At 49.2% G+C, this 20,279-nt stretch carries 15 protein-coding genes and 1 pseudogene; 3 read left to right on the top strand and 13 right to left on the bottom strand.

Translation table 11 applies throughout. The features are described 5' to 3' along the window. Window positions 1-85 precede the first annotated feature (85 nt). The 8 genes from IFSED24_RS11370 to IFSED24_RS11335 form a co-directional block, all read right to left on the bottom strand. Window positions 86-1,963 carry an ABC transporter ATP-binding protein gene (locus tag IFSED24_RS11370; RefSeq protein ID WP_491331579.1) on the bottom strand — a complete coding sequence of 626 codons (1,878 nt, stop codon included), beginning with the start codon at window positions 1,961-1,963 and terminating at the stop codon, window positions 86-88. Between the two features lie 300 nt (window positions 1,964-2,263). After that, window positions 2,264-3,658 carry a phenylacetate--CoA ligase family protein gene (locus IFSED24_RS11365; RefSeq protein WP_491331578.1) on the bottom strand — a complete coding sequence of 465 codons (1,395 nt, stop codon included), beginning with the start codon at window positions 3,656-3,658 and terminating at the stop codon, window positions 2,264-2,266. A gap of 616 nt (window positions 3,659-4,274) precedes the next feature. Then, the gene (locus IFSED24_RS11360; protein WP_491331577.1) at window positions 4,275-5,489 is read right to left on the bottom strand and encodes a hypothetical protein; all 1,215 of its coding nucleotides are present in this window, start codon (window positions 5,487-5,489) and stop codon (window positions 4,275-4,277) included. 22 nt (window positions 5,490-5,511) lie between these two features. After that, on the bottom strand, window positions 5,512-6,636 hold the full coding sequence (locus IFSED24_RS11355) for a hypothetical protein (protein WP_491331576.1): 1,125 nt from the start codon (window positions 6,634-6,636) through the stop codon (window positions 5,512-5,514). Window positions 6,637-6,834: 198 nt separating this feature from the next. Beyond that, entirely contained in the window at window positions 6,835-8,685 is a 1,851-nt protein-coding gene (locus tag IFSED24_RS11350) for an asparagine synthase-related protein (RefSeq protein WP_491331575.1), read from the bottom strand. A gap of 73 nt (window positions 8,686-8,758) precedes the next feature. Next, window positions 8,759-9,652: a glycosyltransferase gene (locus IFSED24_RS11345; protein ID WP_491331574.1), complete on the bottom strand. Its 894-nt coding sequence runs from the start codon at window positions 9,650-9,652 to the stop codon at window positions 8,759-8,761. 36 nt (window positions 9,653-9,688) lie between these two features. After that, window positions 9,689-10,375: a hypothetical protein gene (locus tag IFSED24_RS11340; protein ID WP_491331573.1), complete on the bottom strand. Its 687-nt coding sequence runs from the start codon at window positions 10,373-10,375 to the stop codon at window positions 9,689-9,691. A gap of 281 nt (window positions 10,376-10,656) precedes the next feature. Beyond that, the gene (locus tag IFSED24_RS11335; protein WP_491331572.1) at window positions 10,657-11,703 is read right to left on the bottom strand and encodes a polysaccharide deacetylase family protein; all 1,047 of its coding nucleotides are present in this window, start codon (window positions 11,701-11,703) and stop codon (window positions 10,657-10,659) included. A gap of 100 nt (window positions 11,704-11,803) precedes the next feature. Between IFSED24_RS11335 and IFSED24_RS11330 the strand changes: the two genes are divergently transcribed. From IFSED24_RS11330 to IFSED24_RS11320, 3 genes are all read left to right on the top strand, one after another. Further along, window positions 11,804-12,382 carry a serine O-acetyltransferase gene (locus IFSED24_RS11330; RefSeq protein WP_491331571.1) on the top strand — a complete coding sequence of 193 codons (579 nt, stop codon included), beginning with the start codon at window positions 11,804-11,806 and terminating at the stop codon, window positions 12,380-12,382. A 21-nt stretch (window positions 12,383-12,403) separates the two neighbouring features. Next, a complete protein-coding gene (locus IFSED24_RS11325; protein WP_491331570.1) occupies window positions 12,404-13,762 on the top strand; it encodes a phenylacetate--CoA ligase family protein in 1,359 nt (452 codons plus the stop codon). A 76-nt stretch (window positions 13,763-13,838) separates the two neighbouring features. Beyond that, window positions 13,839-14,870: a sugar-transfer associated ATP-grasp domain-containing protein gene (locus IFSED24_RS11320; protein ID WP_491331569.1), complete on the top strand. Its 1,032-nt coding sequence runs from the start codon at window positions 13,839-13,841 to the stop codon at window positions 14,868-14,870. 8 nt (window positions 14,871-14,878) lie between these two features. Here IFSED24_RS11320 and IFSED24_RS11315 read toward each other — a convergent pair whose 3' ends face one another. From IFSED24_RS11315 to IFSED24_RS11295, 5 genes and pseudogenes are all read right to left on the bottom strand, one after another. Beyond that, a complete protein-coding gene (locus IFSED24_RS11315; protein WP_491335051.1) occupies window positions 14,879-15,127 on the bottom strand; it encodes a DDE-type integrase/transposase/recombinase in 249 nt (82 codons plus the stop codon). Between the two features lie 111 nt (window positions 15,128-15,238). Then, a pseudogene (locus IFSED24_RS11310) lies at window positions 15,239-15,352 on the bottom strand (IS3 family transposase); the annotation flags it as partial. 333 nt (window positions 15,353-15,685) lie between these two features. Next, complete coding sequence (locus tag IFSED24_RS11305) at window positions 15,686-15,931, bottom strand: transposase (RefSeq protein WP_491331568.1); 246 nt, start codon at window positions 15,929-15,931, stop codon at window positions 15,686-15,688. A gap of 12 nt (window positions 15,932-15,943) precedes the next feature. Next, window positions 15,944-17,524 carry a lipopolysaccharide biosynthesis protein gene (locus tag IFSED24_RS11300; protein ID WP_491331567.1) on the bottom strand — a complete coding sequence of 527 codons (1,581 nt, stop codon included), beginning with the start codon at window positions 17,522-17,524 and terminating at the stop codon, window positions 15,944-15,946. Between the two features lie 770 nt (window positions 17,525-18,294). Then, a complete protein-coding gene (locus IFSED24_RS11295; RefSeq protein WP_491331566.1) occupies window positions 18,295-19,308 on the bottom strand; it encodes a GNAT family N-acetyltransferase in 1,014 nt (337 codons plus the stop codon). Window positions 19,309-20,279: the final 971 nt, after the last annotated feature.

Genomic DNA, 20,279 nt, shown 5'->3' with positions numbered 1-20,279 from the left:
CACAGCCGTACTCCCCCCAGATTTTGGAATGATAGACGAGATGGGATGAAATGTCAATAGTCCTCGCCAAATATTGCGTACGAGTCTATTGGTCCTGATTCCTGGATTCGGGGGTGCCTTGCTGCAGGCGGTAGAGGTGGCTGTAGAGGCCGCCGGCGGCGAGGAGCTCGTCGTGAGTGCCGGATTCGCGGAGGCGGCCCTGATCCAGGACCAGGATGCGGTCGAGGTTGCGGACCAGGGAGAGGCGGTGGGCCACGACGATGGTGGTGCGGCCCTCCATGAGCTCGAGGAGGGCCTGGCGGACGGCTTCCTCGCTGGCGGCGTCCAGCGCGCTGGTGGGTTCGTCGAGGACGAGGATCTCGGGGTTGCGGAGGAAGGCGCGGGCCAGGGCGAGGCGCTGGCGCTCGCCGCCGCTGAGGCGGATGCCGCGGTCGCCGACCTTGGTGGCGAAGCCGTCCGGGAGGCGGTCGATGAACTCGAGGGCCTGGGCGCGGGCGGCGGCCTGGCGGACGGCGTCGTCGGGGGCGGTGGTGAGGCCGAAGCGGATGTTGTCGGCGATGGAGGCGTCGTAGAGGACGGGCTCCTGCGGGACGTAGGCCATGCGGGAGCGGAGGTCGTGGAGGTCGTAGGACTGGTAGGGGCGGCCGTCGAGGGAGATCTGGCCCTGCTGGGGGTCGAAGAGGCGGAGGATGAGGCAGGCCAGGGTGGTCTTGCCGGCGCCGGAGGGGCCGACGAGGGCGATCTTCTCGTTGGGGGCGATGGTGAGGGATATGTCGTGGAGGGTCCAGGAGGGGGTGGGCGAAGTCAGGTCGGGCGAGGGGGCGGTGGACTGCTCGGTGTCGGTTCCCGATTGCGAGTACTGGAAACCGACATCGGAGAAGGTCAGACCCGTGCCGGCCTTGGCTGAGGCGGCGGTCGTGGGTGCGGGGCTCTGCGGTGTCTGTCCCATGGAGATGTCTTCGGGCGGCGTCCGGAACACGTCGTCCAGACGCGAGGCGGCGGCGGCGGCGCCCTGGGCGGAGTTGTAGATGCCGGTGAGCGAGCCCATGGGGGCGGCGACGCGGAAGGCGAGGAGCATGAAGGCCACGAGGTCGCCGTAGCTGGCCTCGCCGCGGCCGGTGAGGTAGAAGCCGTAGACGACCACGGTGATGAGGCAGATCCAGAAGAGGATCTGGGCAGCGGAGTCGAGGGCGGCGGTGAGGAGGGCGCGGCGGAGGCCGGCGTCGAGGTAGCCGTCGAGCCGGCCGTCGAAGCGGGATTGCTCGTGGTCCTGGCTGCTGAAGACCTTGATGGCGCGGATGGCGCCGGCCACTTCCTGGACGTGGTTGCTCAGCTCGCCGAGCTCGTCGTACATCTTGCGGGAGAGCTTGCGGAGGTGGCGGCCGAAGAACGAGACCAGGAGGATGGTGGCCGGGACCAGGGTCACGATGACGAGGGTGAGGTTGGTGTTCAGGCGGAACATGAGGATGGTGGCGCCGACCAGGGTGACCACGGCGCGGACGAAGGAGACGATACCGTTGGTCAGGAGGTTCTGGATGGCGCCGACGTCGCTGGTCATGCGGCTGGAGAGGTCGCCGGCCTTCTTGTGGGTGAAGTAGAGGCTGGGGAGGCTGAGGAGGTGGGCGAAGAGGTTCTGGCGGAGCTGGGTGATGACTTTCAGGCCCAGGCGGCGGCTGAGGTAGGAGTAGAGGAAGTTGCCGAGGAGTTGGGCGGTTAGGAGGGCGGCGAGGAGGAGTAGGGTTGGGGTGCTGGCGGTGAAGTCGGTGGTGGTGAGGCGGTCGACGAAATGGCCGGCTTGGAGGGGGATGGCTAGGGTTACGGCGGTGGCTGTTAGCATTAGTAGGAGGACGAATGTTAGGATGGAGAAATGTGGTTTCAGCAAGGGAAAATATTGAGTAAGTAAGCGCCATTCAGGGTATCCCGACCTCTCTTTTGTCTGGGGTTTAAAGTGGACGTTTGTCACTGTCTTACCTCTAATCTACTAAACTGTTCATGATCATTCTCTAGGGTATTGGTACATATATCTGGGGTCAAGGGTGAGTGCCAGAAAGCTCTACTTATCTCACTTTCTCGTCCACATTAGATAACAGGCGGAATAGAATAGTAACCGGAGGCTAAATGAGCCGATTATCAACATCCTGCCTGGGGAATTTGGGGAGCGTCGTATTCCAGCTACAAAAAGGAGGTAGAAGGATTTTACTCACAAAAGATGTTTCCGTAAAACCTGGGTGATTCAAGGACCTTTTAAGTGGTCTCACTATCATTATGCTCGGTATTCTGACAGCGGTACAAAGTAAGTATACTTTTCTCCAGGCTTATGTCTGATTGGCTTAAAAACAGTCTCCACATCTACTTCTTCTCCAAGGGCAGCGATTGTCCGCTCGCGGATCACAGCGACTAAGCCGCCCTGTTCCTGAGGCGCAGTCAATTCAATCTGAGCTATGAAACAATTGAGTTTTGTCTGGCGGACAATAAACTGATGGATAGGGACGCCTTCATTAGCTAAGCCCTCAAAGATATGTGCAAAAAGTACGGCGTGGATAGTCCGTCCTGAAGGCAAAGCAATGAGTTGCGTGAGTGTACGGCCCTCAATTGATTCTATGCGTAACGTATTTGCACCACAATTGCAGGGACCGTGCAGGATACGGATAGTGTCTCCTAATCTGTAGCGGATCATTGGCATTAGTTTGTTGTCTAGGTCCGTGACAATAGCCTCACCAGACGTCGTATTATTTAAATCGTCAGTAGTGTCTACTTCCAAAATCAGGTGATGATCTAAGACATGATAATAACCCCCTGAACACTGGAGGGCAATGATGTCCACCTCGCTAGTACCATACTCCATATAAACTGGGCAAGTGAAGATCCGAGAAATTAATCGACATTGACTTGGATTTAGACTCTCTGCAGTACAGATGATTCCGTCCAGGGCTAGAGATGGCAGCCCGTGCTCTTCCCAGACTCGAGCAGCACGGAGCACCAGCGAAGAATAGCCATAAAAATAGTCCGGTCGAAAGCGCATTAAGTTTACTGCCTCAGCCAGATTCTCGGCCGGAGTTGTGCCCAGGAAAGTGAAGAGTCGGCGATTTAGAAGATGATCATGTAAACTTTGCTTCACCTGCGAATCTGACCGGCCCCAAAACCGTGCCTCCCTGCTTCCGTACCGGATGCCGACCCGGGCAAAGGCTTCGATACGGTTGGCGATCTGGTGTGCATGTGTTTCACGGTCCTTCATCACCGTGACGGGCTTTCCTGTGGTGCCAGCAGTCTGACATGAAACGGCTCCGTGACAAGGAGCCGTTAATAACTTTTGATAGAGATCTCCAACCAGTTGACTCTTATCTAAGAACGGGAAGGAAGAAAGGTCTGAAATAGAGCAGAGTTCCCGCGCAGAAACTCCTGCTTCTGCAAAGGAGCGCTGGTAGTGCGGGCTGTGCAACTCAGCGTGGATGAGTAAATTCCGAAGTTTCTCAAACTGATACGCCTCTTTTTCAGCAGGGCCCATCTTGCTAAAGGATGCCACATTCTTCAGGTATCCCGCAAGGGAAAGTGAACCTCGAGCCATGACCACGGGCACTACTAGGTTTCGAGTTAGGCCAGCAGTGAAAGCACGATACATCGAGGATAAGAAAGATTCAGGATTTCGAAAGGCTTCCATCTAAACGCCTGCCTCGAAGAGGGGGAACAAGAACGGTAATGATCATTTAACCATTCCCAGCCTATGAAGATGACTCAATTCGTACCTCCGACCAACAGGAATTCGTTTAACCATGGGTGCTTTGGTTTACATTATTGTCCACTGGAGTGGGCCCCCAAGCATTTTCTTACAGGCTTCTTGGTCTCAGAGAAGAACTAGATGGTTTTCTGAAGGTGTCAAAATTTCGAGTTGTGGTGACAAATCCGAATAGCACTGTTTGATCATCTCACATGCTTATAGGAATCACAAGAACCAGTGCGGATAATGGAAATTATGCCGAACTGTGAAGCTGCGCAACTCTGCTTGGATACAAGTTGATTTGCTTAAGCAAATCTCAACAAATACACAACTAGTCTCCTTTGGCACATACTTCATATGTTTTAGGGAAAATTCACAACAATAATCACTCTGGCGGTCTCGAGGAAGGCACAAGGTGGCGAGAAATGTTCCTACTTTCCGGGTCACTCTAGCATAGGGATTTACCACTGATAGCCAGAGCCCTTATTTGCTGTAGTAGACATATCTTAGAATGTCAAATAGTATTGTTGGTAGATCATGGAACCGTTTGAAATGCTGATTACCTTGTCAGTGGTGCTGGGATCAAAAAGTCGTAAAATTCAGCAGGATCAGAACCAGCATCGGCCTCGGCAGCCTTAACGATGTTGAAGGCCTCTCGAGCTGTTACATAGTGTAGCTTCAATTGGTGCGCAGCACAGTATTCTTCTACTGCGGATAGCATTGCGTCTAATTCTCCGTCGAAGAATAGCTGACGGTGTGCGAAGCCATGGGCGTGGATTTTGACAAAAACCCAAGAAGGCTTACCCTCTACCCCCACCGCGATTCGATTCCATAAATCTACACGATGCTTTTTAAAGTAACTCGCCCCGTTTTCAGGTCTAGCCAGCTTGCCAGATAAACCCGATCCCTGAGCGTCATCTAAACAACCATATTCGATAAATATACGAAGGTCTTTAAAATCTAAACCAAGGGGCCCAGGGATCATCATCAGTCCTGACCCAATTTCACCAACTACGGAGGGAATTGCAGTCTCGTCGTAAGATTTAGGTCCAGGTGTGTCTGAGCAGTAGAAGATCTTGTTGAAAGTCCGCGGTTGAGCAGAAGTGCCAAGCGCAGGAAACGTAAAATCTGCATAACATCCGTGCTCTTGTAGTATTTTGATTTCTTCATTTACTCCGCAGAGCCGCGGTTCACCAGAATTGTCCAGTGTCCAGTTACCGTGGATGAAGGAAAAGCGTGGCGATGCGCCAAGTTCGTCAATAAGCGCCCCACCTCTTGTGAATTTTGACAGGCCATTGACAAGATCTTTGCTGAAGGTTTTGCTGTCTTGATGACTGTGGTGCCAATGCACTTCAATTTCTCCAAAACCATGCTGAGAAGATAAAACCAGGCGGTTAAAAATCTCGGTATCAAAGTTATCGATTGGATAAAACCAAGAGTACTGGAATTTTCTACCTTGACTGTCTTTGTGAGGTGTTGCCAATCTCTCAAAATTTTCGATCCATTGAGTGGCTAGCACTTGGGATTCAGGTCCGCTTCCAGGTTCCCAATGGTCGCAAAATAGAAATATAAGGTGTTCGGCTTCTTCATTTGCCCCGTAACGTCCTGTAAGCATCTCTTGTAGATAAGTGTATACCCAAAGAGAAGAGTGCTTGGTTTTAGTTATTTTAGCCCCCATCCACAAGAGCGGAGATAGTAAAATAACTAGGCATATCGACACAAGTATTTTAATCCGAATGGACAGTCGAGTGGGGTAATTGTGACGAAAAAGCATACGTTATCAACCATCCTTATGACTATTCGCTTGCTTCCATGTGTGGTGGCGTGGGTTGACCGGGGCCCTCTGGGTCGTCAATACTGACCTGGATTAAATGACCATTGGCGTTGACATTTCCTTCAGCATCGAATACGTAAAGCCAAATGTTATCCATTTGATCAAAGCCACCAAGGTTTACCGTGACTTCAATAGTATTGGACTGCCAAGTTTGTGGAATCTGCATTTCAAAATGATCAACATCTTCCCATATGGAGGCGTTCGCAAGCACAACCCTTGCAGAAGTATTGTCCACGTATATATCATCCAAGTATACTTCCCATGGTTCGCCCTCTGCAGCGTTAGCGATCATAAGTCCAAGCAAAATTGTATCCTGGTAGAAATCATTACTAACTCTGGTAATAAGACCAGTGCCGCGGTGTTCAGTATTGCCAATCCTCCAGGAAACTTCACCATCTGCTACCCCGACGCCACTACTATTTCGCTTATAGACTTCAACATGAAACCATTCATTCTTTGGAGGTGTAATATACCCAAGGTTCGTGTAGTCAGCTCCGGGCCCTGGTACTGTTCGATTGTTCTCTTCGCCATCGTTGAACCTCATGTAGAATGGATTGTTGACATTTGGATTGCCAATACGCGAGTCCCCTGGTCCATTGTATACTCCGTTGCTGGCTCCACCAGCATTGACGGAACTGTTAATCCTTGTCATCTTGACCTGTCCAGTGCAAGATGGGCCTGAATTTGAAATATAGAACCAATACGACAGATAGACCTCTAAGGTGGGCTCAATAGTTAAATAGTTAGTGGAGAACCCTCCATCGATACCTTCTCTGTCTTGTTCTGGCGACCAAACTGAATAATTGCCGCTGTAGGCTCTTTCTGAAGTATAGTGAACACCTCCATAGGAGGCGTAGACGGTCCACTCGGGTTGGATCTCATTAAGCTTTATTCCATCACTTCCAGCCTCAAAACGATCCCACTTCAGCGGAAGTGCTTCGGGCTTGATGCCAAACCCTGAACCCTGGATGGTGATTAATGCGCCATCTTGGAAATCACCATATACGTTGCTGATTTGTACCTGAGATTTCGCAAAATCCACGATCAGCAGACACATAGTTAAGACCATTAAAAGTCGCAAGTGCATTAAAACGCCTCCGAGAGCGGTTCGCTTAGGGAATTTAAAAGTAATTCCGAAGAATTACCATCGGTAAAATCCATGCAAGAATTAGACCGTTGAAGGGCTGGCTAGGCAAGTTATAGCTAGGGCAATGTAAGCCCACATGCATAGTGTCGCAATTCTAAGGGGGGCCGCGAAAAGGCGCCATCAGAAACGTTGCCTGAATTATTGGTCTTCTGGGATGAAAGTACCGTCAAGTAGTTGTCGCAATAACACTTCCAATAATAATAGAGTCCCAACAGCATTCCACACTTTACGGCCGATTCGGCAATCGTGGAGGAGTTTCTTAACCCCTTCACGGCGCAGGATGCCACGATCCAGCGCCTGTTCTGAAAGCAATATATCGTTTACGTACCGACGGATCGACTTGTGCCGTGGATACCATTGCCAATATTGAGGAAAGGAGTGCTTCATGGATAAATTGATGTGCCCCATGCTTATTCGACCAATGTAGTACTTAGTCCTGGCTATCCGCGAGATTCTTTTCATCGCCCTTTCGTATGCACTGGGCGTATTTACAGAAACTGGAATCAGGGCCCCAGATTTAACACGAGGAATTTTGGCGAATCCGGGAAAATACTCCATTCCCCATCGGATCTGACCAGCCCGTTCGGCGATGTCATCCAGTGCCAGAGTAGTGCCGAGATGGTAGGCTTTGCTATCGAAAAACGGATCAACTACATCGGTCCAGGGGATTACTTGCCCCAGGATACAAGGTCGGGCCCAGCGCACTCCTCGGAATTGCTGCCGATACTCTATGAAATCACTATAAATCCCCGTGAAGCCTATTTTTTCGAACAGGTCCTCCGATACTTCTTTGGTGATTCCTTTGAATGCTGTGGTAACAGTAGGAGAGAACATTTTGTGTATTGTATAATTGGGCCAAAAATTAAGACTGCTCGTAGCATTCAGGCAGGCTTGGCGGATTGTATCAGTTCCTGCGCCAACCAAGCCAGGATTGTCGTAGTGTCCGCCAAGTACCGCCTCAAGGCCCAATCCATGAAGCATAGGCCCTGTCGGTACCTTCCGGTGGAAATTGGCCGAAATATAATGCATGTGCCCTGGGTGCACTCTGCCTTCAGTAATCCAGGCCATTCGGCTAAACTGGGTAGGCAGCTCTTGAGGGTCGATTTTGTGAAATGTAATGGGGACATCAAGTGATTCAGCGACTTTTTTTGCGATTACAGTATCTATGTTATTGCATTCACCAGTAGTAAATGCCGAGAATGGCATATCAGCTCTCTTGGCTGCGTATGCCACCAAGCGAGAGTCTAGGCCTCCGCTGAGAGAGGCAGAGAAGCGGTCAGCTGAACCGTGAAATCGTCTTAAAAAACGTGAAACCAAGTCGTCGTACTCGGCCAGACAATCACTGTCAAGGCGTCGATTCCGTGAATAGGTGTTACAGGGAAAGGGGACAACCATCAATCCGCTTTGATTGCAAATAAGTCGGCTATTTGCGGGAAGACGCTGTATCCCTCGAATGAATGTATGAGGCCGAGAGATGTAGCCTAGTGCCATAAATTCTGCGATGGCGTCAAGATTCAGTCGATCATGGCCAGGCCTAAGCAAAGACTTAATTTCAGAGGCGACCAGGACTCCATTGGGATGTTCGCGGTAATATAATGGCATGGCCCCAAATTGGTCTGATTCAACTACAAGTTCTCTATCTTCGGCAGAAAAAAATCCAAAAGCGAATAAGCCGTTCATTTTGGGTAGGGTTGAATTGTGTCGACTATTCCAAAGGTCCAAGAGATCCATTGGGGTACTTAATCGTTCGGAACTATGATCGGCCCAGCAGGATCCAGATACAACGGCAACACTTTCCTTAACTGATGCAATGCCACCGGAAGCTAGGTAGCCGTGGTGGGAAGAAAGTGCATGGAAACGCGGTGAAAGGTGCTCCTCGAGTACCTTTCCTGGGTAATCAGTTCTCCGCTCATCCATTGCATTCCTAAATTCCTGCTGTTGTTCAGGAGTCAGGCCGTCGTAATTGAAAGCTAAGTATATGGCACTCATTTAGTTTTCTCCGTGGCTGCATCGCTTATAATAATCTCATCAGAGACTTAAACTTGAGCTCTTGAAGGTTAAATTATGGTTGATGGAATCGATCCAGGATAGTCTTTGCAATACTTTTCCATAAACGGATATCATAAGGGCGCTGTTTCAGGGCTAGGAGGTAATTATCCCAGGCTTCCTTCTTGTGTCCTTCACTTGATAGCCAGTTTGCTTTTGTTGTCAGTGAATATGCCCATGCATGGCGAGCTTCAGCACTGCTAATGCAGCCAGGGTTTTCATTTAGGAACTTCTCAAGTAACCGGAAGAAATTGTCCATTCGCTCCCCAGTTCGGTGGGACATTTGGCCTCCCCAGATACGGTATTCTACTAGAGGCTTTGGAATATAGAGAAACTCATGATCTAGGGATATTCTTAGCCATAGATCATAATCTATGGCCATTCTTAAGGTTTCGTCGAATCCGTTCATCTTATTAATCAGATCTAGTGAGAGTAGAGTAGTGTTGAAAGTGACAAAATTGTCTCTTAGGAGTCGGGCCGTAATTTGGCCGCTATAACGCTTCACGCGTGGTGAAGGCAGTGGATGCCCATTATGGTCGATAAGGGCGAGTTCGCCATAGACGACACCGATTTTGGGATTGTCCAGCAGAAGAGGAACTTGAGTGGACAACTTGCCCGGAAGCCAACGATTGTCGGCATCACAAAAAGCAACCAATTCACCCTTGGCATGGTAAAGCCCTCGATTCTTAGCCACGGTTTGACCCATGTTTTCCTGGTGAATAGTTAGGACTCTTGGGTCATTCTTGTAACGTTTGAGTGTTTCTTGAGTGTTGTCTGTTGATCCGTCATCTACGACGATGATTTCCAATTCTGGATAGTCTTGTTTGAGGACCGAATCAATGGCCTCAGGAAGATAGTGCCCCATGTCGAAGGAAGCAATGACGACTGAGACGAGGGGAGTGCTTTTCAAAATAGTCCCTTATTTCTCTGAGAATTGCCCGGTATTTCAATCGCACCGACCGTGACGGTACCAAGATACTCCAAAAAGGAAGAAGCCAATAGAAAATATCAGCTCTTTGACTTCGGGGTGTGACCAGTGAGGGTACAGTTTTGAAAGCGTCTGTCCGTGGAGTAGCCCGAGAAAGAACCATGTCATGCAGGCCAAGGGCAATACAGGAAAATTAAGTTTGACAATCAGAGAGCGGGCCCAGAGGAGCTTTGAGTATGCTAACGGCAGCAAAATGCCCATTACAAGAGCAAAGAAGTTTAGTGCAGTGTGTTGGTTTAATAGAGAGTTGTTTCGGTCGAAGAATTTTAGGTTATGAAAGTTGATTTCGCCCTGGACGTTGGCGTGGAGAAGGGATTCTGGCGTCCCGATGCCCAGCAGCCGTTGCCCCCAACTAATCTCCTCCCCTCCTATGAATATGAAAAACAGAGCTAGTAAGATGGGTAGAGTTTCTATAGTGATGAAAGTCTTTTTGGCCCTAAGCTGCTTAATGCTGCGAATAATCAACAAAATGCCTGCGGCAAAATAGAAAACCGAAGTCATGTTTTCACCAAGATGGTCCTCGCTGCCCAGCCAGATATATGTGTCCCGATGGATAAAAAAGAGAGATACAACGAAAGCGCTGACGGCTATTGCAATGGCACTCCAGAAAATTACACTGCTGCGCGAATTAGTAATATCGACCATTTTAAGCCACCTTCTGGGTAATTTGAATTATTGTGATGTCCTGAGATTCTAGAACAATGCAGTTGCACGATACAACCTCTAATCTGCATTCTCGGCGAAAAGCCGGGTCCTGAAAGCATTTTTTCCGCTCTGCAATAAACCCTAAGCTTTCTTGGCAGGTGGACAATGTGAGTGAGGCTTGAGGGGCTGCTGAGGTCCTGTACTCCAAGACAATACCGCCGCTAGCCATAGTCTCAGCGGCACAGGAAACCGTTCCTTAGATATGATTCTCCCGATAGACGTCAGGACTGCCAGTATTGCTCAGGGACATCGCGTTGCATCCCAAACAGTGACTTTAGCCGACGCACTAGATATTCTGCTCCACAGAGGATCCACTTAAATTCCATCATGTCGCTTGTCACGCAGTAACGCGGCATTCGAAATGCATCGCCCTCGCATTGCGAGATCTGATAGGCGAGATATGCGCCAGTGAAGCCTTCTTTGGCCAAGAAATGACATAGTTGATCCGTATAATCGGCAGGTCCGCCTTGAGGGTAGCAGAACCAAGATATAGGCATATCAAGTTGATTCTCAAGGCTCCTGCGGGACTGCTTAATCTCATGCTCGGCTTCTTTTTGAGGAAGTCGCGACAGTATCGGATGATTCACTGTGTGGGCGCCTACCAGAAGGCCTTCTTTAACCATATATTGCAACTCCTTCCATGAGATGCCGCAATAGTTTGGTGGAGCTTCATTTGGAAGGGTAACTCCGAAGTACAAGGAAATCCTGGCAATGCAAGTTTGCTTTTCATCATCAGAGGCGAAACGGCACCGATCGGCAATCTTGGACCATGCGATGTGACGACCAGTATCTGATCGTAGGTCCAGGTGCAAAACTCGCCCTAGGATTTCTATGTCGTACTCGGACGGTTCGCTTTCTTTCAGAATGTACTCGATTTTATCCCACCAAAACCAGAACGGACCATCGGCCAACCCTGTCGTCATGAATAGCATTGCTGGGAGTTTTTTCTTGTGAAAGATCGGGAAGGCCACTTCCGCCATGTCCCTATATCCGTCGTCGATCGTGATTACAACCGGACAAGGCTTAGAAATAGGATGGCCGAACACATGGAAGGCATGATGATCATCTGGTGTAATGGGCGAATGATAGCGGGCGATAATATCCATTTGCTGGGTAAGGGTATCCGCGCCTACGAAGCGAGGGTCCTCTGTGGCCTGGGGCGAGAAACGGTGATACATTAGCGCACGGATATGCTTACGTGTCATAAACCGGCATGTGGCCTGAAAAAGCGGAGTCTTGAGCAGTACTTTTTTCAGCAGGTACTTCAAATGACCACAATTCTTGCTAAAGTAGTGTAGATCTCACTGTACAATAGTATAGGCATGATGTACGCCCTGTCTAGGTCCAGTAATCGGAGGAAGTTGGACTGTGTTTGATTTGATTAAGTCTGATATCCACCGCTTGCGCTGCTATGGAGACACTAGCAACCTATTTAAGTTATATTGGCACAACCCTGGATTGCAAGCAATAACCTGCTATCGCTTCGGGCGCAGGGTACAGGCTACTTCGCCCTTAGGCTGGCGTTTATTGCTTAAATTTCTCTTCCATTTATGGTGGAAGTATATCCAAAATACAACCGGCATCTATCTGTCAACCAAAGCATGTATCGGTCCGGGCTTCTACGTCGGGCACTTTGGTGGTATTGTTGTTGGAGCAGGAGCTATTATAGGCAGTAATTGCAATATTAGTCAGGGCGTTACTATCGGTTGGTCTCATTACAACGGTGAATACGGAGTGCCAACTTTGGAGGATCGAGTCTATATTGCACCTGGAGCCAAAGTAATCGGACCCATTACCCTCCGCGAGGGAACAGTTGTGGGGGCCAATGCGGTGGTGACCAAGCCAACTCAGAAGAACGCTGTTGTGGCGGGGGTGCCAGCCAGGGTAATAGGGAATTCCGGTAGCGCAGTGTTCATTCCGCTTGATCATGCCGCCAAGGAAAGCTGAGTTTTACATTTGGAGGGTCCCATGCTCCCTATCCCCTCATCGATAGTTGCGCGAATCATTGAACCAGCATGGGACCTGTATGAAGGTAGTATGCGGCTTCGCGAGTTTCGCCGTCTCAAAGAGTCCCAGTGGTGGTCATACGAGCACTTGGCTGAACTCCAGGCAACGCGTTTACGGGCCTTGGTGTTGCATGCTGCAGGCACCGTTCCATTCTACAAGAAACGCTTCGCCGAGGCAGGGGTCGACCCTAATAAGGTGCATGGAATCGATGATTTGGCGGGACTTCCTGTTCTGACAAAGTCAGATATTCGTGGGAATCTTCCAGATATGTTATCCACACAACATCAAAAATGTGGCCTAATCCGCGCATGTACTGGAGGTTCTACCGGGTTCGCGCTTGAAGTCTACTGCGATAAGACTGGTGTCCAGCGACGAAGCGCTGCTGCCCTTCGTGGCGATCATTGGTCTGGATGGCGACTTGGGCAGCCAGTCGCGGCGGTATGGGGAAACCCACCGGTACCGCGAACCTGGAAATCCAGACTACGACGGGCGGTCAAGGATCGCTTCTTTTTTCTCGATACAATGAAGTTAAATATGCCTACCGTGCTTGAATTCGTGAAAGAGTGGCGCCGCTGCAAGCCAGGCCTGCTTTATGGCCATGCGCATAGCATCTTCCTGCTTGCTGAGCACCTGATTGACATGAAGGTGAGAGACCTGCGGCCGTCAGGGATCATCGCCACAAGTATGATGCTGCTGCCACATGAGCGCCGCGTAATTGAAGAAGTATTCCAGAGTAAGGTGACTGATCGTTATGGCTGCGAGGAAGTGAGCCTTATCGGTTGTGAATGCGAACACCACCAAGGTATGCACCTCAACTGCGAACACAATATTGTAGAGTTTCTACGCGACGATGGTAAGCCGTGTGGCCCTGGTGAAACTGGACGAATTGTTGTTACCGAATTTGTGAACTCTGGGATGCCGCTGCTTAGATATGAAGTGGGGGATCAAGGAATATCGGGCGATGGGGTGCCATGTTCCTGTGGTCGGGGATTGCCGATATTCACAGGCCTGGTCGGTCGAACTGCCGACTTCCTGTATGCCCTGGACGGTTCAAGAGTTGCTGGCATATCTTTAATAGAGAACACGTTGACGCGCTTCGCGGGCATCCGTCAGATGCAGCTAGTCCAGATTGAGCCAGAACGTTTGGTGGTAAATGTTGTGCGAGGGCAAGAGTACGATAAAGAGGTGGAGCACAATCTAATAGCGGCATTGAAAGGGTACATGGGCGGTGGTGGTATGTTGGTGGAGGTTGAATATTGCAATAGTATTCCTCAAGAGGCCAACGGTAAGTATCGGTTTGCAATCTGTAAGATTGAATGACGGCACTAAATGGGCGACTAGTTGACTAGGTTGATGTTTTCTGCAAGCAGCTAATTAATGAAATGAAGGGGTTCTGATGATCGTATCTAGAATGATCTCTTTTCGTGATCGCATCTACATGATCAAGAAGAGGAGAGGTTACGCACGTAAGATCTCTGGCCTACTTGCTAATCTGGAAGGTCCTCTTGCCCAGGTTGACGCTGATAAGATGGCAGTACGGAAGTACTTCCAAAAATATGACAACACAAACTGGCATGTCGCTTACGCTACGCTGAATGGAGTTCATTCGCCTGCATACCTACCTGAAGATCTCTTTTACACCTATTCTATCCCAAAATTGAACAATCTTGTCGAATCCGTTCTCTACAGCGACAAGATAAGCCTAGGCTTTATAATGCCAAAGGATGACTATATTGGGAATGTATACTTTCGCTATAACGGCAGGTATTTCAACTGCGATGGACAGATTGTCGATTTAAGTTGTGTCAAGGAATGGCTCACCAAACAAGAGGAAGCGGTGGTAAAGCCAAGTAGAGAATCAGGAGGGGGGCGTGGCGTTGTCATTGGCCCGCCGGGAGTAATACTTGATGCATTGAATGGTTCACAACATTCGGTCGTGATCCAGCGCGTTCTCGCCCAACATTCAGATATGGCCTGTTTTAATTCGAGCTCACTTAATACTGTTCGTCTAATGACTATCCGTGTTGAGGGTAAAATCGAAACCGTTTCAGCTATTCTGCGCCTTGGTGTTTCGGGGTCGCGAATTGATAACTTAACTAGAGGGGCGGTTGGATGTGGTGTCGACAATGGCATTTTGCGTAGCACAGCATATGATATACGATTTGGAAAGTACGCGAAGCATCCAACTTCTGGAATTCAATTCAAGAACAGGGCGATACCGAGTTGGGATCGTGTTGTCGAACTGGCAAAAAGATGTCATAACCGGTGCTTGATTGCCGATCTAGTTTCTTGGGACATCGCCGTCGATGAAGATGGGCGACCGTGTCTAGTCGAAGGTAACATAGGAGAGATGGAGCTTAATACTCATCAAATATGCAATGGCCCCATCTTTGAATCTTATCTTGATCGGTTGCTGTCCGTGCACTAGTGTAGAATTTACAGCTTTGTTCTTGTGGGTGACCCTAGCTTCTTCAGAAACTTCCGGCACTCGAAGCTACCGTACTGTGGGCCCTGTTCCGAGTGGACAAGGACCCGGTTCTTCGGCTTGCGCCGCCAGGCCACCATCAGCAAGGCATCGATCACGATCTCCCGGTGCAGGCTCGTCTTCGTCGACCAGCCGACGATCATCCGCGAGTACAGGTCCATCACGACGTCGAGGTAAACAAAACCCGCCCAGGTCCGGATTTAGGTGATGTCGGTGACCCACGCCACGTTCGGTGCGGCGACGTCGGACTCCTGGTCAAGGACGTTGGGCTCAAAAAGCGACGGATTGCCGGCCACGTAGCGCGGCCTCTTTTAACTGCGGATCGCCTTGATCTTGGCCTGATTCATGACAGAGGCGACGCGGTGGCGACCGCACGTCTCGCCGTCGTCACGCAGGTCCTTGAAGATCCGCGGACTACCGTAGGTGCCACCACTCTCCTAGTTGAATCGCTTGATCTTGACCAGGAGTCGCTCGTCCTCGAGCCCACGTACGGACACCGACTTCTTGGGCCAAGCGTAGTCGCCGCTACGATGGACCCGAAGAACCCGGCACGGCAAATCGATCCGATGCTCGTGCCGGTGATCGCGGATGAAATCGTACTATACTTGGTGTCTATTGCAAAGTAGGCGGCGGTTTTTTTAGATGTCTCGCTCTTCCTGGGTGCGCTTCAACTCGGCCTTCAGGCGCTGGATCTCTTAGTTCTGGGCCGCAAGCTCGTGGGCCTCCGCTTGCGCCAGCCGGGCCTTCCTGATCCAGATTTAGAGCGTATTGAGGGCGATGCCGAGACGCTCGGCGACATTCTTGGTGGGGTACTTACGCTCGGTAACTTGGGGGACAGTCTCTTCCTTGAATTCCTGCGTGTACTTGGGCTGCTCAACGACTCCTCCTTCGGCTTTAGTATAGCCTAGGAAGTGTCTAGTGAACTGGGGGGGGGCAAAACTAAAAACTGATCTGGCGGTTAGCCAAGTTGTTGAGGGCGAGAGATCAATAGTGTGCGGAAACAAACTGGATTCAAATTACTCAACGCTAGGACGGTGTGGGCGTCGATGGGCCTGGGCGAGTAATTGTTTGCGCGAGGTTGGGTGGATAATTGGCAGAAGCAATAAATAGCTGGCAGCCAGGGCTCCCTTTAAAATTATTTCTGCCATTTGATGGTTGCCAGTCTCAAAGATGCGTACCACTTTCCCTCCCTTCCATGATCCTATAAAATTCTTACTTATTGCATCAGTAAAAGTTGGAAGTGACACTTCTGATAGAAACCTGAAGGCTGACGTAGATTCAAAATCCCAGTTCACTAGCCAGATGAACATTGCTATACCGACGGCCACAATCACAAAAAGGGTTTTCCACTCAAGTGGTAAGTAGTATTTCTTTTGCGCAAAGTGAAAAACAGCAATGACTCCAAAAAAACTTGTAATGGCTGCTGAAAAGGATGCGCCGTAGATACCCCAAATGTATATAAATAAATAAGACAAAGCAATTTTGAATGCAGCAATAATGATGCGTAGCTTTGATAACATTGGGGTGGCCTTGGCATATGCTAGCCCAAACATTAAATGCATGAATATCCCATTCATGATGGCAGTTATGGTACCTACTCTGACTATTCGGTAAGCGATGTGAAATTCGGATGGAGTCAATAGCTCTAAAAGAGGTTTGATGACGACGGCAAGCATCAAGCCGGACCATACCATTATGAAAACAAAGTAAGTGAACATGCGTGATATGACGATGGGCGCACCGGGTTCGTCGGCGATTTCAAAACGCTGAGTTTCCCATGAACGGAAGAATGGTTTAACGATGAAAATGGAAAGAAGAACGGGGAATTTGTAGCCCATTTCTAATATTCCCACCGACTCTAAGTTGATCATTCCCTTTGCAAGAATGCGCTCCATTTGCCGCCCTAGCCAAGAGGCGAGTGAGCCTGGGACCAAGGGGAGCATATAGGCACGAATTCGTCCTGCAATCTCACGGTCGAATTTGAATCCGCACCCGGTAAATGAGTATGTCAAATAGATTAGACAACTGGAAAAACTGGTAATTAACGCAGAAATGAAAAATCCATTGAGGCCCATTTCCTTGATCAAGACCAAGTATATATTTAACGATAATCCTGTAGTTAAGCGAATAAGGCTCAGGCTAGCTACCAAAGTTGAACGACGCTTGATCAGTAGCCAGCTAACAGCGGCCTCGCCTATTAAATTGAAATTAAAGCTAAGAAGGGCCATGATTGTTAATCGATAAAGACCTGAGTCGTCGATCAAAAATGCAGAGATTGGCTTAGAGAAGATAATTAGTGGTATGTTAATAAGAACAGCTACACTACCAACCAAGATTACGCCTGTGCTTACAACAAATGGTTTTCGCTCAGGATCTTTCTCGTCGTGGTAGAGCCGAATAAGTGCTTCCTGCAGTCCATAAGTCAATAAGCTCTGTAAAAACCCCAGTCCGACGTCTAGCATGCCGATTACAGCGTAGCCATGTCCACGTAATATATGAGCATAGAAAGGCAACATAATGAAACTGACAATACGGTTCGCCACGGCTGCGATTGAGAAAATTGCAGCGTGCTTCATTGTTGACCGAGCAGTGGACATTAGAGGATTGCCCCTTCTGGACACGCCGACGGAAGGTATTCTATTACAAGTATCGGTCGCCGGCGAATTGGCTTGAAAACAATTGTTGAGGACCCTACGAAAACGGAAAAGAGAGAAGAAAGTTCATGAGAATGGTGCTGCGCCAATAAATGCATTGTGACCAGCTTGAGGTTATGAAATTGCGAGGGTCTCATCGACTGAATCACCGATCTTTACCGAAGAAATAGTACTAGTCAAGGTAGTGTCATGGCATACCTGCCATGATGCCTAAGGCCATAGTCTCCGCAACGCAATAACGCCCCAACGAAGCTACGTCAAGCGCCATATGTGGTAGCTATCTGTCATGTGCAATGTTGCCTTCGAGACAAGAGGAGAAAAGAATAGTGAAGTAAACAGCGACTGCCATGTCCCATGATGAAATCGACATATGATGTACTATCGAATGAATGCATGGGATATGATAAAAAAGGGTTATAATATCCAGAAGATATGAATTTCTGAAGGGCCTCAGGATTTATGAACGTCACCATACAAAAGTATGGGAGCATAAGCAATAAACCATGCGTTTTCATAGGTAAGGGAACGCGCCATTCTCGTTGTATCGGCCTACACCACGAGTACAATTCGCAATGGCAGGGTCTAATTTCGCTCGTGGCTAAGTTCGGCTGCACGGTAGAAACTCTTACGTATGACACTTTGGCACCCCGCAGATATACCGGCGACTTTAGGTAAAACCTTTTATTTCAATTTTTATGTGGCCATGTGGTCAACTATTGGGCTACTGGGTAGCGAATCATATCGGCATCGCCTTCGCCTGAGAAATGGAACCAATCTAGGTTGTCAATAAGAGCTTGAATCTCCGGATTTTTGGTCACAACTACGACTGCGGCGCTATGGGGGCGGGTCAATGCGCCTGCCTCTGCAAAAAACTTTTCCAGGCTTAGTCCTGAACAATTAGCCACTACTCTTGGCGCGTTAGAAGTAGTTAAAGCACTGATTATCAGATTCTTTCGCGCCTCTGGGCGGCAAATTAGATCACAAAAATGCTCTTCACCGGGTTCGAAGCGGCTTACAAGTAGGCCAAAATTTTGACTACTTTCCTTTGACCCAGGGTCTAGAATTTCAAAAAAACGATAATCATTGTAGACGGGCCCACAGAAACGCCAGAAAAATAGTTCGCGGTCATAGTAAACGGCGGCCTCATGTGGTGCATTGCGAGGTCCGATTGATTGACACAAAATCTTTGCTTCGCTTTTACTCAATTCCCTTCGGGATCCAGGAGCGCATCGTTTCGTGTGGCGTAAAGCCAGGCCAGTCAGATCCCGAGCAAATATGCGTAAATTTGAAGAAAACTTAATGCGATGAATATAGAAATTACGTTTTAAATCTGCAACCTTTTTGAATCCGGTCTTCCGATATAGGTTGACCATGCTAAAGGATTGTCCGTATGACAGGCCGATCTGATAACGGTCAACCCACATTCGTAGAAACTCGCTTCCAATACCTTGGCGACGGTATTGCGAGGCGATCATCGTATCGATGGCGTAACCTGCTGTAAGGCATAGCTTTCCAAGACGGATTGGCCATGGCATATAGCCACGAAAGCCAATGATTCGATCGTTGTCGGTTGCAAGGCAGATATGTGGTCCGCCGGGTCGGTTGGCAAAGAGCCAATTAAACCGTCCAGGCGTACTCTGCACTGATTTTGGCCCGAAAGTGTCAAATAGGAAGCACTTAGTGGCTTCAAAATCACTTTCGGTTGCCCATCGACAGTTTAGATTCATATTTGGACCTCTAAGTTGCCGGTTTAAGACGCATTAAACAGCAATAAAAGAGAAAGGACAATCTGTAACTCGGATTTTTGCTTCCTTGCGCTAATCGGGTTCATGGTCAAGGAGAGGGTCTCATAGAATTCAGATTTACCCAATTAATTGTTTTACGTCGTTCAAGGTGGGACGGGAATTGGATTTTTTGATTCCGTAGAAACTTTCTAGGTTAAACAATAGCCAAATGAGGAGTGGGTGAGCGGCTCGCGGTATACGCAGAAGTTCAGGGACGAGGCTGTCCGCAAAGTCATTGAGACTGACAACCCGCCAAGTAATTTGTCGATCGTCTAGGCATCACTCCCGACACGCCCTACATCTGGATATGCATGGTCGCGCTAAACAATGCCACCGATGACGAGATCGCTTCCCAGAATAACGTGATCCAGTGGCTCAAGGCCGAGTTGTATAGCGCAAATAGCAAGCGAAGCCGACCTGGGTCAGCCGCCTGGAGAAGTCTAAAATCGATGTTCCTAGCAGACTGATGGAGTCGTGTAGATTGGAGCTCAGAAGCTCTTGACGGTCGGGTAGCTACTGGGGCAGCCGATCTTGAGGGTCTCCCTTGGCAGCCGTGTGGCTTGCAAGCGGGGATACTTCTAGAGGCCCCGAGAGATTAAGTTTTTGAAATCTTGTAGACAAGTATGGCGTAGGGTTGGTGATATATGGCAGGGCCGTCTAGGCCGTCGCTGGGGCGCTTCCGCACCGTTTGGCGATTGAGTCCCGTGTGCTTGGCGATGGCTTTGGCTCATGGCCATCTTTCTTTAGTGTTGGTTTACAATGAACTTGCAGAGTTTGAGCACCTTTACCTACTCGTGACTAGACATTAAGGCCGGTTGAGGCGCTGGATGCTCAGAGTTCGGAACAAGACGAGATTAGCTTTCTGCTGTATCTGTTGATCTCAAGATCGGAAAATTTTCCCTATGCTTATTTTG

The organism is Candidatus Latescibacter sp. IFSED24 (assembly GCF_058273205.1).
Note: the sequence above shows the minus strand (reverse complement) of the source record. Positions and strands in the feature narration are given on the sequence as shown.

Bases quoted from the DNA above. Each gene is read 5' to 3' on its own strand.
- IFSED24_RS11365 (WP_491331578.1), bottom strand. From the start codon at position 3,658: ATGGAAGCCTTTCGAAATCCTGAATCTTTCTTATCCTCGATGTATCGT.
- IFSED24_RS11360 (WP_491331577.1), bottom strand. From the start codon at position 5,489: ATGCTTTTTCGTCACAATTACCCCACTCGACTGTCCATTCGGATTAAA.
- IFSED24_RS11355 (WP_491331576.1), bottom strand. From the start codon at position 6,636: ATGCACTTGCGACTTTTAATGGTCTTAACTATGTGTCTGCTGATCGTG.
- IFSED24_RS11350 (WP_491331575.1), bottom strand. From the start codon at position 8,685: ATGAGTGCCATATACTTAGCTTTCAATTACGACGGCCTGACTCCTGAA.
- IFSED24_RS11340 (WP_491331573.1), bottom strand. From the start codon at position 10,375: ATGGTCGATATTACTAATTCGCGCAGCAGTGTAATTTTCTGGAGTGCC.
- IFSED24_RS11325 (WP_491331570.1), top strand. From the start codon at position 12,404: ATGCTCCCTATCCCCTCATCGATAGTTGCGCGAATCATTGAACCAGCA.
- IFSED24_RS11320 (WP_491331569.1), top strand. From the start codon at position 13,839: ATGATCGTATCTAGAATGATCTCTTTTCGTGATCGCATCTACATGATC.
- IFSED24_RS11300 (WP_491331567.1), bottom strand. From the start codon at position 17,524: ATGTCCACTGCTCGGTCAACAATGAAGCACGCTGCAATTTTCTCAATC.
- IFSED24_RS11295 (WP_491331566.1), bottom strand. From the start codon at position 19,308: ATGAATCTAAACTGTCGATGGGCAACCGAAAGTGATTTTGAAGCCACT.